The organism is Parafrankia sp. EAN1pec, assembly GCF_000018005.1.
Lineage (GTDB): Bacteria > Actinomycetota > Actinomycetes > Frankiales > Frankiaceae > Parafrankia > Parafrankia soli.
Map to the genome: position 1 here is coordinate 5,745,447 of NC_009921.1, position 15,949 is coordinate 5,761,395.

At 70.5% G+C, this 15,949-nt stretch carries 13 protein-coding genes; 6 read left to right on the forward strand and 7 right to left on the reverse strand.

Annotation, left to right across the window (positions count from 1 at the left end; genetic code table 11):
* Window positions 1-79 precede the first annotated feature (79 nt).
* Window positions 80-475 (reverse strand): helix-turn-helix domain-containing protein, encoded by a 396-nt coding sequence (locus FRANEAN1_RS23485; RefSeq protein ID WP_157473542.1) that lies wholly within the window; start codon window positions 473-475, stop codon window positions 80-82.
* Window positions 476-786: 311 nt separating this feature from the next.
* On the opposite strand from FRANEAN1_RS23485, the gene FRANEAN1_RS23490 reads away from it, so the two are divergent.
* The 3 genes from FRANEAN1_RS23490 (at window position 787) to FRANEAN1_RS23500 (ending at window position 4,095) form a co-directional block, all read left to right on the forward strand.
* A complete protein-coding gene (locus FRANEAN1_RS23490; protein WP_020462300.1) occupies window positions 787-1,881 on the forward strand; it encodes an LLM class flavin-dependent oxidoreductase in 1,095 nt (364 codons plus the stop codon).
* Window positions 1,882-2,501: 620 nt separating this feature from the next.
* Window positions 2,502-3,200 carry an alpha/beta hydrolase gene (locus tag FRANEAN1_RS23495; RefSeq protein WP_020462301.1) on the forward strand — a complete coding sequence of 233 codons (699 nt, stop codon included), beginning with the start codon at window positions 2,502-2,504 and terminating at the stop codon, window positions 3,198-3,200.
* Window positions 3,201-3,465: 265 nt separating this feature from the next.
* Entirely contained in the window at window positions 3,466-4,095 is a 630-nt protein-coding gene (locus tag FRANEAN1_RS23500; RefSeq protein ID WP_020462302.1) for a lactate utilization protein, read from the forward strand.
* Between the two features lie 119 nt (window positions 4,096-4,214).
* On the opposite strand, the gene FRANEAN1_RS23505 is transcribed toward FRANEAN1_RS23500, so the two are convergent.
* Together FRANEAN1_RS23505 and FRANEAN1_RS23510 are read right to left on the reverse strand one after the other, a co-directional pair.
* A complete protein-coding gene (locus FRANEAN1_RS23505) occupies window positions 4,215-5,753 on the reverse strand; it encodes a multicopper oxidase family protein (RefSeq protein WP_020462303.1) in 1,539 nt (512 codons plus the stop codon).
* Window positions 5,754-5,905: 152 nt separating this feature from the next.
* Window positions 5,906-6,307, reverse strand: a complete 402-nt coding sequence (locus tag FRANEAN1_RS23510) for a helix-turn-helix domain-containing protein (protein WP_020462304.1) — start codon at window positions 6,305-6,307, stop codon at window positions 5,906-5,908.
* A 288-nt stretch (window positions 6,308-6,595) separates the two neighbouring features.
* On the opposite strand from FRANEAN1_RS23510, the gene FRANEAN1_RS23515 reads away from it, so the two are divergent.
* From FRANEAN1_RS23515 to FRANEAN1_RS23525, 3 genes are all read left to right on the forward strand, one after another.
* Window positions 6,596-7,411 carry an ABC transporter permease gene (locus tag FRANEAN1_RS23515; protein ID WP_020462305.1) on the forward strand — a complete coding sequence of 272 codons (816 nt, stop codon included), beginning with the start codon at window positions 6,596-6,598 and terminating at the stop codon, window positions 7,409-7,411.
* Window positions 7,408-9,267 carry an ABC transporter ATP-binding protein gene (locus FRANEAN1_RS23520; protein WP_020462306.1) on the forward strand — a complete coding sequence of 620 codons (1,860 nt, stop codon included), beginning with the start codon at window positions 7,408-7,410 and terminating at the stop codon, window positions 9,265-9,267. Before FRANEAN1_RS23515 ends, FRANEAN1_RS23520 begins: the two co-directional genes overlap by 4 nt.
* Window positions 9,268-9,373: 106 nt before the next feature.
* Window positions 9,374-11,044 (forward strand): ABC transporter substrate-binding protein, encoded by a 1,671-nt coding sequence (locus FRANEAN1_RS23525; RefSeq protein WP_020462307.1) that lies wholly within the window; start codon window positions 9,374-9,376, stop codon window positions 11,042-11,044.
* 126 nt (window positions 11,045-11,170) lie between these two features.
* Here the strand turns inward: FRANEAN1_RS23525 and FRANEAN1_RS23530 are convergent, their stop codons facing one another.
* The 4 genes from FRANEAN1_RS23530 to FRANEAN1_RS23545 all read right to left on the reverse strand — a co-directional run bounded on the left by FRANEAN1_RS23530 (window position 11,171) and on the right by FRANEAN1_RS23545 (window position 15,925).
* Window positions 11,171-12,124 (reverse strand): hypothetical protein, encoded by a 954-nt coding sequence (locus tag FRANEAN1_RS23530; RefSeq protein WP_020462308.1) that lies wholly within the window; start codon window positions 12,122-12,124, stop codon window positions 11,171-11,173.
* Between the two features lie 321 nt (window positions 12,125-12,445).
* Entirely contained in the window at window positions 12,446-13,669 is a 1,224-nt protein-coding gene (locus FRANEAN1_RS23535; RefSeq protein ID WP_041253905.1) for an IS4 family transposase, read from the reverse strand.
* An 88-nt stretch (window positions 13,670-13,757) separates the two neighbouring features.
* Window positions 13,758-14,759: a hypothetical protein gene (locus FRANEAN1_RS23540; protein WP_020462309.1), complete on the reverse strand. Its 1,002-nt coding sequence runs from the start codon at window positions 14,757-14,759 to the stop codon at window positions 13,758-13,760.
* The gene (locus tag FRANEAN1_RS23545) at window positions 14,756-15,925 is read right to left on the reverse strand and encodes a 5'-methylthioadenosine/S-adenosylhomocysteine nucleosidase (protein ID WP_083788555.1); all 1,170 of its coding nucleotides are present in this window, start codon (window positions 15,923-15,925) and stop codon (window positions 14,756-14,758) included. Before FRANEAN1_RS23545 ends, FRANEAN1_RS23540 begins: the two co-directional genes overlap by 4 nt.
* Between the last annotated feature and the right edge of the window lie 24 nt (window positions 15,926-15,949).

Here is a 15,949-nt window from a genome sequence, read left to right on the forward strand (position 1 = left end):
CGGCCATCCCGACGTGATCCGAACAAGACATCACGTAGCTGTCTCACCGCACGCACGTGCGGAAGACAGGACTAGCGGACTAACCGCGGGCGTCGTAACGCCGACGGGCCTCGTCGATCCCGTCGGCGTTGCGCTCGGCCCAGTCGAGCAGCGAGGCGACGGTGTCGAGCAGGGTTCGCCCCAGGCCGGTGAGCTCGTAGTCGACGCGCGGGGGCACCTGCGGGTACACCGTGCGGGTGACGAGCCCGTCCCGCTCCAGGACGCGCAGCGTGCTGGTCAGCATGCGCTGGTTGATGCCGGGCAGCGCCCGCTTCAGCTCACTGAAGCGCCGCGGGCCGGTGGTGAGCTCGGTGACGACCGCGACCGACCACTTGTCACCCACCCGATCCATGATCGTCCGTACCCGGCAGTCGGCCTCGCCCCGAGGCTCCCAGTCGGCGGCGAGCGAACCGTGCTCCGCCGGCTGTACCGGCACGTTGTGGGCCGCTGGCACGTTGTGGGTCACCGCGACCTCCGGTCGGTGGTTGACGGCGGCTCTCTCTCGGCAAATACTACTTTCCGTGTCGATGAAGTTGAGATTGATCCGACGTCTCGCCGTCGACCTCGCGCGCAGCGGCAGCATGCGCTGTTCCTGAGACGCTCCTCGGCCACGCCGGCCGCCAGGGCGTCCGACCGCTCCCGCGCCGCCTCGTCACGATCCGGTCGCTCGAGATCCGGTCCCGTCCCACCTGGTGGCCTTGACGTGGCGAATGCCGACGCCACGTCCCCTCCGCCGGGAGCCCACGCATGTCCCTGACCTTCCACTGGTTCCTGCCCACCTCCGGCGACGCGCGCGACGTGGTCGGCGGCGGGCACGGCGCACCCGCCACGGCGAGCACCCGCGGCCGGCCGCCGACACTTGAGTACCTCGGCCAGATCGCCCGCTCGGCCGAGCAGCTCGGTTTCGCCGGCGCCCTGACCCCCACCGGTTCGTGGTGCGAGGACGCCTGGCTGACCACGGCGATGCTGGTCGAGGCGACGAAGCGGCTGAAGTTCCTGGTCGCCGTACGGCCGGGGCTGGTCTCACCGACGCTGGCCGCGCAGATGGCGTCCACGTTCCAACGGCTCTCCGGTGGGCGGCTGCTGCTCAACGTCGTCACCGGCGGCGAGGCGGACGAACAGCGCGGCTACGGCGACTTCCTCGACAAGGACGACCGGTACGCCCGCTGCGACGAGTACCTGTCGGTGCTCTCCGATCTGTGGCGGGGACGGACCGTGGACGTCGACGGCCGCTTCGTGCGGCTGAGCGGGGCGCGGCTGTCGCGGCTCCCCGACCCGCCGCCGGAGATCTACTTCGGGGGCTCGTCGCCGGCCGCGGTCGAGGTGGCCGCGCGCCACGCCGACGTCTACCTGACGTGGGGCGAACCGCCGGACGCCGTCGCCGCCAAGTTCGCCGAGGTCCGGTCCAGGGCCGAGGCGGCCGGGCGGGCGCCGCGTTTCGGGCTGCGCGCCCACGTCATCACCCGGGACACCGCCGAGGACGCCTGGGCGGCGGCGCACCGCCTGATCGCCGGCCTGGACGCCCGGACGGTCGCGGCGGTGCAGGAGCAGCTGGCGCGCAGCGAGTCCGAGGGCCAGCGCCGGATGCTCGCGCTGCACAACGGGTCGACCGCGAAGCTGGAGATCTTCCCGAACCTGTGGGCGGGGATCGGGCTGGTCCGCGGCGGCGCCGGGACCGCCTTCGTCGGCAGCCACCACGAGGTGGCGGACCTCATCGAGACCTACCACCAGGTCGGCGTCACCGAGTTCGTGCTCTCCGGCTATCCCCACCTGGAGGAGGCGTACTGGTTCGGGGAGGGTGTGCTCCCGATCCTGCGCGCCCGGGGCCGATGGTCCCCGTGACCTCGACCCCGCCCCGGACGGAACCGGAAATACCACCGCCCGGCCCCGCGGTACTTTCGCCAGGCAGACCCGGCCGGGCGGATTTCGTAATGGTGTTGACATCCGCGCCGCGACGGCACAGAGTTGGACCATGCTCCGGCCGGGTTCAACGACATCTCGGTTTCCACGGGCGACATCTCGGTTTCCACGGGCGACATCTCGGTTTCCACGGGCGACACAGCAGTCTCTAAGGGCGACCCGGCGGCTCCTGCAGACGACACGCCTCGTAATCCGCGGCCACATCGATTTCCTGCGGGTGGCGTCGGCCGCCTGTACGCGGTCACCCGCCAGCTGACCTCACCGAGGGCGAGCCGAGCCAGGCCACCAGGACGGATTTCGTCCGCCCGTTCGGCCCCACGATTCCGGTGTCGGCTCTTCCAGCGACGGCAGGCGTACCTTCAGCGACGTCCACGCCGGCGCTCTTCCGACTTTTCCGGTAACAGCCGTGTTCTCTCTTATCCTGCGTGGCATGTTTTCTTTGGGCTGCCCACCGGGCGGTCTTTCTTACCGCCACTCCCATCCTCGCCTGGGTCGTCCGCGCGTTCCAACCGCACCGGCCCCCATTTTCCCTGGAGCAGATCATGCATTCTCCGACGGACACCCGGAACCCGATCCGGTCCGGCCGCCAGGTGCGCGGTTTCGTCGGCCGCGCGGCGACCCGGTTCTGGCCCGCCGCCGATGCGGGCCGGCCGCCGCGGGCCTCGATCGTGATGATCCCCGGCCGCGGCGAGAGCGTGGACAGCTACGAACGGACCGCCGTGCGGCTGGCGATCGACGGCTACGACGTGACCTACCTGTCCACCCAGGGGCACGGCGCCGTCGCGCTGGCGGAGGCGCGGGTGCCCGGCGTGCCGTTCATCCTGCTCGGTTCGGACACCGGGGCCCTGCGCTCACTGTCGCTGGCGGGCTCACCGGCGCTGCGACCCGACGCCCTTATCCTGCTGGGACTTCCCCTGGTGCACCAGCCGTTCGCCGGCGAGCTGCCGACCGAGCTCCCACCGCGCGTGCTGCCCGACCTGCCGGTACTGCTGATCCACGGCGAGCAGGACGAGACAAGCCCGCTCCACCTCACCAAGATGATCACACGGACGGTGAGCACGGCTCGGCTGACGACCGTGCCGGGTGGGCACCAGATCATGACCGGGCCCGGAGTGCGCCTGGTAGCGGCGCTCACGGTGCTGTTTGTCGAGACCCTGCGCCAGGTCGAGGGCGTGGGAGGCGGGCGGGCCCGCCTCGCGCGCGTCCCACGCCAGCCCGAGCCCGCCGCGAACCGGCTGTGACGTTGTCGGTTCCCTCCAGTTCACCAGGGCAGAAAAAGGTGCCTTCTTCCCCCTGACACCGGTCCGGGTAAAAATTGGTCAGGGCGCCTACCCCGCGACGGGTCACGGGCCCGGCACGGCGCTTTCGCCCACTTCGCCGTGTCACCCGGAGCCGTATTCGTCAGCGGCGGAAATGCCGTGCGGAGCGTGCACCGACCCGGTGCTTCCGCCATCGCGTCGCCGCGTGCGCCCGAGAACAGTGAACACTCGTACCGAAGGGACAAAAATGACTGTCGAAGCCCCGCCTCTCGACGAGGCCTTCGCCGCCGCCGCCGACGAGGCGGCGATCGACCGGGCCACCGCGGCGCTGCGTGAGAACGGCTATCTCGTGCATGTGGTGGACACCGCGGCGCAGGCCCGTGAACTGGTCGCCGGACTGCTTCCGACCGACCAGTCGGTCTTCACCGCGTCGAGCGAGACGCTGCGGCTCGCCGGCATCACCGCGGACATCGACGAGTCCGGAAAATACAATTCCGTCCGGGCCGCCGCCCCGCCGCCGAGCGAGGACGTATACGCCACGATCCGGCTGGGCGCGACGCCGGACGTGGTCGTCGGCAGCGTCCACGCCATCACGGAGAACGGTCACCTGGTCGTCGGTTCCGCCAGCGGCAGCCAGTTCGCGCCCTACGCGTCGGGCGCTCGGCGCGCCATCTGGGTCGTCGGCGCGCAGAAGGTCGTCGGCGACCTGGAGACCGCGCTGCGGCGGATCCGCACCTACAGCCTGCCCCGGGAGCACCAGCGCCTGGCGGACCTCTACGGCCAGTCCTCGTTCATCGGGCGGATCCTGATCCTCGAGCGCGAGGCGTTCCCGGAGCGCGGCACGATCATCCTCGTCCGGGAGACCATCGGCTTCTGAGCCGGCTCAGCGTGGTTCCCTGAGGTGCCGAGCCGCACGAAATCGGCTTCCGCCGCACGGCGTGGGCCGCGGCCCCGGTGGAGATCCACCGGGGCCGCGGCCCACGCCCGCGCCCGTTCTCAGGCCACAGTCTCGAACAGTGCCATCATCCCGGTGCCGGCGTGATCCTGGACGTGGCAGTGGTAGAGGTACTTACCGAGATACTCGGTGAACGTCGCCTGGATGCGGACCGTCTCGCCCGGCGCCACGAACACGGTGTCCTTCCAGCCCGACTCGGCCGGACCGGGCGGTACGCCGTCGCGGTCCAGGATCCGGAACTGCACCAGATGCAGGTGCAGGTTGTGGTAGACCGCCACCGGGGTGACCGGGTTGGTGATCCGCCAGATCTCGGTGCTGCCGCGGCGAATGGTGTAGTCGACGCGGTTGGGGTCGAACAGCATCCCGTTGATCGCGAACGGGAAGGCCGCGGTGTGGTACGAGAGGACCACGTCCCGGACCCGGGTCGCGGCGGGCAGCGGCGGATGCGCTCGCAGGGTGGCCGGGACGGCGCTGGTGTCCTGCCCCACCCGGGCGACCACGTCGAAGCGCAGCACGGGCAGGGCGACCGGCCGGCTCGGATCGTTGAGGTTCCGGGTGTTGTTCAGGACGAGCTGGGTGCCGGGCGCGTACCTGGAGAAGTCGATGACGATCTCGGCCCGCTCACCGGCACTGAGCAGGACCTTGTCGACGGTCGCCGGCGCCGGCAGCAGGCCGCCGTCCCCCGCGATCTGAGTGAACCTCTCCTGGCGGCCCAGTACCAGGTTGAACACCCGCATGTTGCTGGCGTTCAGGAACCGGAACCGGTAGCGGCGGGCCTGCACCTGAAAGTACGGGGCGGGGCGGCCGTTCGTCAGCAGCGTCGTCCGTCCGTACTCATCCAGGCTGATGAAGACGAGCTGGCCGTCGGCGTCGATGTTGGCGTCGGACAGCAGGACGGGAATGTCGAACTCCCCGCTCGGAAGGTTCAGTGCCGCCTCGGCCGGATCCTCCAGCAGGTAGAAGCCGTGCAGGCCCCGGTAGATGTTCTCGGTCTCGTGATGATGCGCATGGTCGTGATACCACAGGGTCGCGGCCGGCTGGTTGTTCGGGTACTCGTAGGTCTTCGTCGCACCGGTGTCGATGACATCGGTCGGAAAGCCGTCGCTGGACGCCGGGACATGTGCCCCGTGCAGGTGGACGGCGGTCGGGTGGGGCAGCTGGTTGGTGTGCCGGACAACAACCTTGCGGCCGACCTTCGCCTTTATCGTCGGCCCGACATAGCTCCCGCCGTAGCCGTGGATCTCGGTGGAGAAACCGGGCAGGATCTCCTCCGCCGCGGTCCGGCTGGTTATCTCGTAGAAGTCCGTGTCCGCGGTTGTGGACGTCGGCGCGAGCGTCGGCGGGACCGGCAGCGGAACGGAGAACGGCGTCACCGGCGGGGCCGCGGTCACCTCGTTCGCGACCGTCTCGACGGTTCCGGAGTGACCGAGATGGGCTGCGTGGTCGGTTGACGCACTGGCGGAGGCCAGCGAGGCACCGCCGTCACCGCCGCCGCCGGCCGTGGCCAGCCGGACGGTGCCCGCCGCGGTCGCGGCGACCCAGGCGCCCAGCACGTTTCGTCGGCTCAGCAGACGACTCATCAGCGATTGCCTCCACCATGGTCGGTGCGCTCCGGACAGTCGCCGGACGGCCAGCACCATCCCTGGGCACACATGCCGATGCCTACCCCTAAGACCTCCCACACTCCGGAATGCCCGCGAATCCGTCCGCAGTCCGCGGGACGGTTCCCGAGCTATTTCGCGTCGTACTCCCGCCTGGCCCGGTCTATGTCCTCGGTGTGCACCACCGCCCAGTTCATCAGCAGCCAGAGGGTGTCCAGCAGCGACCGGCCGACCGGGGTGAGCTCGTAGTCCACCCGGGGCGGTATCTCGGGATAGACCGTGCGGAGGACCAGACCATCACGCTCCAGCGCCCGCAACGTGGTCGTGAGCATCCGCTGGCTGATGCCGTCAACGCCGCGCCGGATCTCGGTGAATCGCAGCGGCCCGTTTCCGAGCGCGTGCACCACCGCCACCGTCCATTTGTCGCCCACCCGGCCGACGATCTCCCGGGCACGGCCTGCCGCCCCGCCCTGGGAATCGCCCTCGAGCGGACCGCGGGAACCGGCCGTCCAACCGGCGGACCACGTTTGCATGACCCGATCACCACCCTTCACGGCCTTCCACCCTCTCACCGACCGGGCCTCGCTTGCGGCCCTGCCTCGCCGCGTGTGAGCGGGCGGAAAGGACTCCGCCAGAGTGGGGAGCTGTAGGGGTATGCGCTGCACTCGGCGCGATGGACATTTCCCCAGGTGGGCACCATCGCCACGCCGAGCCCGATCCCGCCGCGCCGATCATCGTCGGACCGGGACCCCGGTGACCGCCGCACCTGGTCACCGGCGCCCCGCGGAACGCCGAATTCACTGACAGGGGTGTGACCGTTCATGTCCGCCGCGATGCGCCGACCGGGGCTGCTGCTCGCACTGGTCTGGCTCGTGGTCATCGTCCTGGCCGCGGTGGTCCCGGAACTGTTCACCTCCCGCGACCCGCTGGCGACCAGCACCGCGAACCGCCTGCTCGGGCCGTCCTGGAGTCACCCGTTCGGCACCGACCAGCTCGGTCGGGACCTGTTCACCCGCACCGTCCACGGCACCAGCCGGACGGTTCCGGCAGCCCTGCTCGCCACGGTGATCGGGCTCCTCGCGGGCACCCTTGTCGGGCTGCTCGCCGGGTTCCTGCGCGGCTGGACGGACCTCGTGCTGATGCGGGTCGTGGACGTCCTGCTGTCGATCCCGGGGCTGCTGCTCGCGCTAGCGCTGATCGCCGTGCTCGGCCGGGGGGACACGATCGACGTGGCGGTGGCGATCGGAGTCGCCGCCGTCGCGAGCACCGCCCGGGTGATGCGCGCCGAGGTGCTGCGGGTGCGGGAGAGCCTGTTCGTCGAGGCGGCCCGATCGGGGGGTGCACGCTGGCACCGGGTCCTCACCCGGCACGTACTGCCGAACTCGATGGGGCCGGTCTGGGCCATGACCGTGCTGCTGTTCGGCGCGGCGATCCTGGGCGTGACGACGCTGAGCTTCCTCGGCTTCGGCACCCAGCCGCCGACCCCGGAGTGGGGTTCGCTGGTGTCGACCGGCCGGAACTTCCTGCGCGGGGCCTGGTGGATGTCGATCCTGCCCGGCGTGGTCGTGGCGCTGACGGTGCTGGCGGCGAACCGGTTGTCGCACGAGTTCGGGGACGAGCCGGGAGCCGCCCGATGAACACGGTTCCCGATGTGGCCCCGGAACCCGTGGCCCCGGAACCCGTGGCCCGGGAGCCTGTGACGGCGGGCCCTGTCGCGGCGGAGCGCGTGGCCGCGGAGCGGGACGAACGGCCTGCCCTGTTGGAGATCGACGGACTGGAGGTCGACTACCGGCCACGCGGTGAGGTCGTGCACGCCGTGCGCTCGATCAGTCTCCGGGTCGCCGCCGGGGAGGTCGTGGCGATCGTCGGCGAGTCCGGTTCGGGGAAGTCCACGACCGCGCACGCGGTGCTGCGACTGCTGCCGCGTTCGGCCCGGATCGCCGCCGGCCGGATCCGGTTCGACGGCCAGGACGTCACCGGCCTGAGCGAGCGCCGTTTCCGGGCTTTGCGCGGTCGGGACATCGCGCTCATCCCGCAGGAGCCGACGACGTCCCTCAACCCCACCCAGCGGATCGGTACGCAGGTCGCCGAGGTGCTGATCGTCCACGGCCTGGCCGACCGGCGCACGGCCGGGCGGGAGGCACTGCGGGTGCTGGCGGACGCGGGCATGCCCGAGCCGGAACTGCGGGCCCGCCAGTACCCGTCGCAGCTCTCGGGCGGCCTGTGCCAGCGGGCCCTGATCTCCGTCGCCATCGCGGCGAAGCCGCGCCTGATCGTCGCGGACGAGCCGACGAGCGCCCTGGACGTCACCGTTCAACGCCGGATCCTCGACCATCTGACCAGCCTCACCCGGGACGCGGGGACAAGCGTCCTGCTGGTGACGCACGATCTGGGGGTGGCCGCCGAGCGGGCGGACCGGATCCTGGTCATGGCGGACGGCCGGATCGTCGAGGAGGGCGCCCCGGAACGGATTCTCGACCAACCGGAGCACCCGTACACCCGGGCGCTGATCGCGGCCGCGCCGAGCCTCGAACCCCGCCCGCGACTGGTACCGCGCCCGACGCCGGCAACCCCGGCCGCGGCGCCCCTCTCGACAGCACCCTCCACGGCAACGCCCTCCACGGCAGCACCCTCGACGGCAACGCACCCCGCGACAGCGACGGCCGTGGAGCCACCGGCCGCGGCACCGCCGGCCGAGGTTCCGCACCTGCGCGTCGACGACCTGGTCAAGGAGTTCCGGCTGCCCCGCTCCGGGACCTCCGCGCGGGCGGTGCGCGCGGTGGACGGCGTCAGTTTCACCATCCAGCGCGGACGGACCTTCGCGCTGGTGGGCGAATCCGGCTCGGGGAAGTCGACGGCCGCTCGGCTCGTGCTGCGGCTGACCGAACCCACCTCGGGGCGGATCACGCTCGCCGGCGAGGACATCACCCACACCCGCGGCGAGGAGCAGCGGGCGCTGCGGCGCCGGATGCAGGTCGTCTACCAGAACCCGTACGCCTCGCTGAACCCGCGGTTCACCGTCGAGCAGATCATCACCGACCCACTGGCCTCGTTCGGCGTCGGCGCCCGGGCCGAGCGCCGGCGGCGGGCCGCCGAGCTCGTCGATCTCGTCGCGCTGCCCGCGGCCATGCTGACGCGGCGTCCCGCCGAGCTCTCCGGCGGCCAGCGCCAGCGGGTCGCGATCGCGCGGGCGCTGGCGCTGCGCCCGGAGCTCGTCGTCTGCGACGAGGCCGTCTCCGCGCTGGACGTCTCGGTGCAGGCGCAGATCCTCGACCTGCTGGGGCGGCTGCAGACCGAGCTGGGCGTCAGCTATCTGTTCATCTCGCACGACCTCGCGGTCGTCCGGCGGATCGCCGACGGGGTCGGCGTCATGCGCCGCGGCCGGCTGGTCGAGAGCGGCAGCACCGAAGCGGTCTTCACCAGCCCCGCCGACCCGTACACGCGTGAGCTGCTGGCGTCCATTCCCCGCCGCCGGCCGAAACCGCCCAGCTGACCATCCGACCACCGATCACCAGCCACCGACCAACGGGCGCCGCGCACCGCATCCCTTGCGTTCCCACGCGTCACCGCACGTCATCCGTCCCGAGGGGGAAACTCGCATGTCGAGAACCATCCGGCCGCGAAGGCCGGCCCACCTGGCGCGCACATCGCGCCTGCTCAGCGCATTCGCGCTCGTACCCGCGCTCGTGCTGGGACTCGCGGCGTGCGGCGACGACGGGGACGACGCCGGCGGCGAGGCCGCCTCGCCAACGTCCGGCGGAACGCTGACCATCGCGCTGAGCAGCGACCCGGTGAGCATCTACCCGCGGGCGGTGAGCCCGATCGTGCGCGACGTGGCCCGGCCGGTCGTCGACTCGCTGCTCGCGCTCGACCCGAAGACCCGCCAGCCGGTGCCGTGGCTGGCGGAGAAGTACGAGGCCAACGCCGACGCCACCGAGTACACCTTCCACCTGCGCGCGGGCGTGACCTTCTCCGACGGCACGCCGCTGACCGCCGAGGTGGTGAAGCGGAACTTCGACGACATCCTCGCCAACGCGGCGAAGAGCACTGGTTCCGCGGCGCTGTCGACGCTGAAGACCAGCGGCTATACCGGCACCGACGCCGTGGACGAGCTCACCGTCGTCCAGCATTTCGGCGCGGCGTTCCCGGCGTGGCCGGTCGCGCTGGCGAACACCGGATTCGGCATCCTCGCCCCGGCCACCCTGGATCTGCCCTACGAGCAGCGCTTCAACAAGGTCGTCGGCTCCGGTCCGTTCGTCCTCACGTCGTACACGAAGAACAGCGAGGTCGTGCTCAGCCGGCGCGACGACTACCGGTGGGCGCCGCGGTACCGCTCACGTACCGGTGACGCCTACCTCGACAAGGTCGTCTACCGGATCATCGAGGAGCCGAGCGTCCGCGCCGGTGCCCTGCAGAACGGCCAGGTCCAGGTGTCGACGTCACTCAACCCGGCCGACATCGAGGCCGCCGGGTCCGCGGGCGCCACGGTCATCACGCAGCCGCTGCCCCGCAACACCGAGGCCCTCGTCGTGACCGGCGCCGACCGGACGCCGCTCAACGAACTACCCGTCCGCCAGGCGATCGTGCGCGCCGTCGACACCGGCGCGATCCGCGACTCGCTGCTGCACCCGTCGTTCAAGCTGCCCACGAGCGTCCTCACCTCGACCGTCATCGGGTGGGCGGACCAGTCAGCGCATCTGAAGACCGACGTCGACGAGGCGAACCGCCTGCTGGACGGGGCCGGCTGGCGGCGCGGCGGCGACAGCGGCATCCGGGAGAAGGACGGCCGGAAGCTCACCGTCGTCTTCGGCTGGATCGATCGCGGCAACCCCTGGGACCAGGGCCTGGTGGAACTACTCAAGGCGCAGCTCGCCGAGGTCGGCATCGACCTGCAGCCCCGGCTGGACACCGCCGCCGCCGCCGTCGAGGCCCTCGGCAAGCACGACCAGTACGACCTGTTCCTGGCGGGTGTCGCCGGGGGCGTCGACCCGGACAACGGGCTGCGTGGCAGCTTCGCCAACGCCGCGCCGAACATCTACAACGTCCAGGACACGGCCCTGCAGCCACTGCTGCAGCAACAGGCGGTGACGACCGACCCGGACAAGCGGGCCGGCATCCTCGCCGACGTCCAGGAGCGGATCGCCGAGCAGGGCCTCGCCGTGCCGCTCGTCGAGGACACCGCGGTCGTCGGCGTGGGGGCGAACGTGCACGACTTCGCCCTCGACTTCGACTCCCGCATCCCCCCGCTGTTCGACGTCTGGGTCTCCTGACCCGGTGAGCGACCCGCGCGCCGGCAGCCAAGCGCCGGCGCGCGGGTCCGCGGTGGGTATGCCCGCCACGACGTCCAGCCGGTCGGCAACCCGGCGGACCGGCAACGGTTGGCTGGCTGCTGCCGGCTACTGGCCGGCGAGTAGCCGCGCCACGTCCTCGCGCCGCCGGTCAGCCCCTCGCCTCCGGACCCACTCCTTGCCTTCCGCCGCGACTCCTTCCAGCACGCTGAGCGTGTGCTGGAGACCAGCGGCATCCTGCGTGACGCGGGCAACCGCCTCCGGCGTCTCGCCTTCGAGAACTTTGCCCAACGCCGATTCCGCGGTGTTCATCTTTATCTCCTGCCCGTTGACGAGCACCATCGCGAAGGTCTGCGCCGCGCTTGCCGCCCGCGTCACCCGGACGGACGCGATCACATCGAAGCGGTAGTTCATCCGCTCCCGATCGGAGATCTCGCCCGTGTCGAGGTCGAGGACGGCGTCGAACTGACGCATGCCGTCCATGGTCAGCAGGAAGACCGAGATTCGGTACCTGCGGAAGCGCCAGGGGCCATGGAGTACACGTGCGCGCCCGGGCCGGCCGGCGGGAACCTCGGCGAAGGCATGAGAGATCACCTCACTCGGCTTCAGCCGGTAATGCCGCAGCGCCCGATCAAAAATGATCTTCCGGTCACAGTCCAGCCAGGTGGCGATCTCCCTGTCGGACGGGCGATCGGCCAGCACCTTGCGCCACCGGTCGAACTCGGCCCGCCGGACCGCCAGCACCGCGCGGTTCTCGTCCTGCTCCGCGGCGAACAGCCGGGACGAGCGGGTGCTGTCCAGTCGGTAGCGGGCCCAGACCAGACCGGCGCCGAGAAGAAGCAGCGTGGCGCACACTGCTCCGAGCGGACGGGCCTGCACGGCAGCGACCACGGCCCACAACAACCCGCTGCCCGACAGCCCGGCGCCGAGAACGGCGATCGTCCCCACATGTAGGAAGGGCTCCAGGTCGCGGCTGTACTCGTCCAGGGTGCCGTTGTTCCAGCGTCGCACGGCCTGCCGGGCCTCGTGTCTGATCAGCCATTTGATCCGCACGACTGGCATATCGCGCTCCCGGTAGACCTCGACGAGCTCGTCACGAACGCTCTGGCGAGCGGATTCGGTCAGGATCCACCAGGTGCCAATGCCGTGAAGCTTAGTTTGATCTTTCCGGGATCTGGTCAGGCCGCGCGCGGGGCGAGTGGGTGGAGCCGGATCGTGGCGGGGCCCGGGTGGCGGACCGAGGCGGGTTCGTCGGGTCTCTTGACGCGGTAGCTGTTGTGCCGGGCCCGTTTGACGACCCGGGGGCAGGTGCGGTGGCGTCGTGGCGGGTTGAGCCCGCGGGTGATCTCGGTGTGGAACCTGGGTAGCCGGGCGTTCCAGTCCTCAGGGGGAAATGTCCGCCGTTCCGGTGGCGGAACGGCGGACCAGGCGCAGTGTCCGGGCGAAACCGACCCGGTCGGGGTCGATCTCGGCGGCCTCCGCGGCGCCGGCGATCAGGGCGGTGAGCGCGTACTGGACGATCAGCCAGGCCCACATCTCCTGGACCGCCAGGTCCGGCAGCCGGGAGCGCAGGACTCTCCCGGGGCCGCGTAGATGGGTCTTGAGCTGGTCGTTCGCGGTTTCCTCCTCCCAGCGCTCGTTGTATCCGGCGGCGACCTCGTCGGCACGGGCCTGACGCGGGTCGAGGATCGTGGTCAGCACGACGACCAGTTCGCCGGTACCGTTACCGGCCCGGTCGGGGATGTCGTACTCGACGACCCGGGCCAGGTGCGCCTCGTCCGGATCAAGCTCGTCGCCGGCCTTCGCGGCGGCGAGCAGCCGCTCGCGGCGCCGACCTCCCGTGATCTCCGGGTTGATCAGGACGGTGAGGAACGTGCCATCGGACAGGACCCGCACGACCGGCAGGTTCAGCCCGGTCGGGGCCCGCCAGATCAGGTCGGCGCCGGTGCCCGCGGCCAGCGCCCAGTTGTCGAACGAGTAGAACCCACGGTCGGCGGTCAGCACCTCGTCGCGGTTCAGCCGCATCAGCAGCCCGCGGGCCAGCGTCCTCTCCCCAGCCGCCCAGCCACCGACCTCGGCGGCCCGGAACGCGTGCGTCCCGCACTCCGCCAACGCGACGACCCGGATCTTCGGGAACGCCGACCGCTTCTCCCCGGTGCCGGCGTAGCCGAACTCGGCCGCGTTCTCCTCGGTGTCGGGCACGTCGACGTCAAACCCGTCGATCGCGAGCAACAACCGGCCCCGCAGCCACGCGCCACGCGTCGACAGTGTCGCGACCTGGCCCGCGACCCGCTCGAACACCTCGGCCATCACCATCCGGCCCAGCCGCTTACGCGCCTGGGTGATCCCGCTCGCGCTCGGCGGCGCCCACGCCGCGTCCCAGCAGCCGAACCGGTCCAGCGACCCGGTCACCTTCTGGGCGACCTCGGCGTAGTCGTCGTCCGGAAACAGGGACATCGCCAACGTCAGGTACGCCGTCACATGCGGTGGGAGCTTCCCGCCCGCCCGCCGCGCACCCACCCCACAGGCCGCGACGGCCTCGTCGACCGCGTCACGCGGCACCGCCGTCACCAGCACCCCGACCGACACCTGGTCCGGGGTCACCATCGAAGCCACGAACCGTGACCAAACCACCCAGCGGCACCGAGGCCACGCCGCCACGCCGTACCAACCCGCCAACCACGAACAGCGAACATCAACCATTCAAGATCGAATTAAGCTTCACGGCATTGCACCAGGTGCTGCTGTCGACGTCATCCGGATGATATTTGGTGAAGTAGTACCTGAACTCGCGGTCGACCTCGCTGGCGAAGCCAGCGGATCGCGAACTGGAAGCCAGCCGGGAGGTCGCGTACTGAAAACGCCACTCGATGTCATGTCGCAGCCCGCTTCCGCCGACTGTTACGCTCACCAGAAAGAGCGTGAGCACACCGAGCCGACTTTCCAGCGTAAGCAGGATACCGAGGTACACCGCGCACGCGCCAACGACCACTGCCGATGCCCCGGCGATCATCCTCGGCACGGGACGGGTGACCGGCGGCCGCGGCACGCGGACACGAGGGCGCGCAGGCTCGGCTTGGAAGAACTTCCAGACTCGGTCCGCACGACCGTCGGCCAGCTTCCTGCTTTCCGCTCGCTCCAGGGAGCGGTGCCACATCTGGTCCTCGATCGGCCCTTCCAGGAATTGTTCGAGATGCCGCAGAATCAGACTTCCCTGCAACGGATCGAGATCGTCGAGTTCCTTGAGCGGAACTCGGATGTCGGCGTCGGCTCGGCGCGCCGACTCCAGGATCAGGATCGTCACCCGCAGGCCGTCGGACCACTCTTCGGTGACAGGAATCGGATCGTTCAGCGCGCGTTTCAGCCGTGCCGTCTCCTCGCCGGACAGCTCGCTGCGCGGCCGCCCGCTCACCAGTGCCAGCAGGCGGTAAAAATGAACCCTGCTGGTCGAGTGGCCGCCGGCAAACGCCTCGTCGATGAGTTCACGCGCACGCCCGGGCATCAAACCCTCGAGGAACCGGACTCCGACCTCGAATTTCTCCTCCGGAGTGGCATCCTCCGGGATCTGGTAGATCGCGACATCACCGAGGATCACCTCGGCCTGTACTCCAACCTGCGCGTTGCCGCTCGCGATGTTGGTCGTGGCACCGCTGTTCGAAGTGCCACTGTCGGCCGTACTATCCCCTTCGTCCGTCATGGCAAATTCCGGGCAAGCGCCAGGACAATCGTGATCTTCGCGGCGAGATCGGACACGTCACCGACAAGCCCCTTGAGCTTCTTCAGCGCCACCCGCAACGTGCTGTGGCTCTGTGGCGTGTCCGCTTTGAGGGCCTCCTCGGCCACCGCGAGCTCCGCCTCCGCGGCGGCGTAGGTGTCCTCGTCCACCGCACCGGCCGCCCGGGCTGCTTGGAACCGCGTGCGTATCTCCGCGAGGGCCATCGGGAGGTCGACCGGCGGGCGAGCGCCGCCGGTGACGTGCACGACACCGCCGTGCACGGTGTGGGCCTGTACACCCACCGGCCCGCTGCCGGAGTTCTCGTTGTGAACGCTCTGAACGTACTCGCGCACTGCGGCTCCTTTCGTTGATTTCGCTGCCGGGCGTCCGGCGCCGTCGTCCTCTGCGGAAATCTCCTCGGCCAGTGCCGTCGCGAACAGTGCCGCGTTGGCGACCGCGCGCTGCTGCCACCGCTGGCGGTCCGTGGACTCCTTGGTCCCGTCGGCGCGGTCGCTGACACCACGGATCACGACGACCGGCAGCGCCCGGTTCAGGTGCCCGGCCTGCGCGACGCCGGCCCCCTCCATCTCGATCGCCAGGGCGTCGTTGTAGTGCTCACGTATCCAGCGGGCGAGTCCGGAGACCCTGGAGTTCAGCACGACCTCGCCGGCGGCGATCGGTCCGAAGTGCACGTCGGGCAGCATGGCGGGAGCTCCTGGCCGCTGCGCCCAGGAACCCGTCCGGTGAATGTGCCGAGCGATCTGGTCGGCCGCGTGCGAGGTCTCCCAGACACGGGGCCGTGCCTTCAACCCGTCGTCCTCGCCGGTACCGCCGTGGAACGCGTACACGTGGGTCGCCACAACGACGTCGCCCAGGGCTATGTGTCCGTGCAGGGCACCCGCGACCCCCACGAAGAGCAGCGCCGCCGGGGCGAACTCGGCGATCGCGCGCTCGGCCAGCACGGCGGCCGGATGGGTGCCCTTACCGACATGGGCGAGGGCGATCCGGCAGCTGCCTCCGGCCAGCCGTCCGAGTTCGAATCGAGTGCCCTGGTCATGGCGGTGCAGGCGCGGGTCGACAAGGCTCTCACGGATCGCTTGATATTCCAGATCGAGTGCCGTGAGAATCACGACTGGTCGCCGACTCATTCGGGTTCCCCCCTCTGTGTGCAT

Coding starts and splice junctions, on each gene's coding strand:
- FRANEAN1_RS23520 (WP_020462306.1), top strand. CDS start 7,408: ATGAACACGGTTCCCGATGTGGCCCCGGAACCCGTGGCCCCGGAACCC.
- FRANEAN1_RS23515 (WP_020462305.1), top strand. CDS start 6,596: ATGTCCGCCGCGATGCGCCGACCGGGGCTGCTGCTCGCACTGGTCTGG.
- FRANEAN1_RS23540 (WP_020462309.1), bottom strand. CDS start 14,759: ATGACGGACGAAGGGGATAGTACGGCCGACAGTGGCACTTCGAACAGC.
- FRANEAN1_RS23510 (WP_020462304.1), bottom strand. CDS start 6,307: ATGCAAACGTGGTCCGCCGGTTGGACGGCCGGTTCCCGCGGTCCGCTC.
- FRANEAN1_RS23535 (WP_041253905.1), bottom strand. CDS start 13,669: ATGGTGACCCCGGACCAGGTGTCGGTCGGGGTGCTGGTGACGGCGGTG.
- FRANEAN1_RS23495 (WP_020462301.1), top strand. CDS start 2,502: ATGCATTCTCCGACGGACACCCGGAACCCGATCCGGTCCGGCCGCCAG.
- FRANEAN1_RS23530 (WP_020462308.1), bottom strand. CDS start 12,124: ATGCCAGTCGTGCGGATCAAATGGCTGATCAGACACGAGGCCCGGCAG.
- FRANEAN1_RS23545 (WP_083788555.1), bottom strand. CDS start 15,925: ATGAGTCGGCGACCAGTCGTGATTCTCACGGCACTCGATCTGGAATAT.
- FRANEAN1_RS23525 (WP_020462307.1), top strand. CDS start 9,374: ATGTCGAGAACCATCCGGCCGCGAAGGCCGGCCCACCTGGCGCGCACA.
- FRANEAN1_RS23490 (WP_020462300.1), top strand. CDS start 787: ATGTCCCTGACCTTCCACTGGTTCCTGCCCACCTCCGGCGACGCGCGC.
- FRANEAN1_RS23505 (WP_020462303.1), bottom strand. CDS start 5,753: ATGAGTCGTCTGCTGAGCCGACGAAACGTGCTGGGCGCCTGGGTCGCC.
- FRANEAN1_RS23500 (WP_020462302.1), top strand. CDS start 3,466: ATGACTGTCGAAGCCCCGCCTCTCGACGAGGCCTTCGCCGCCGCCGCC.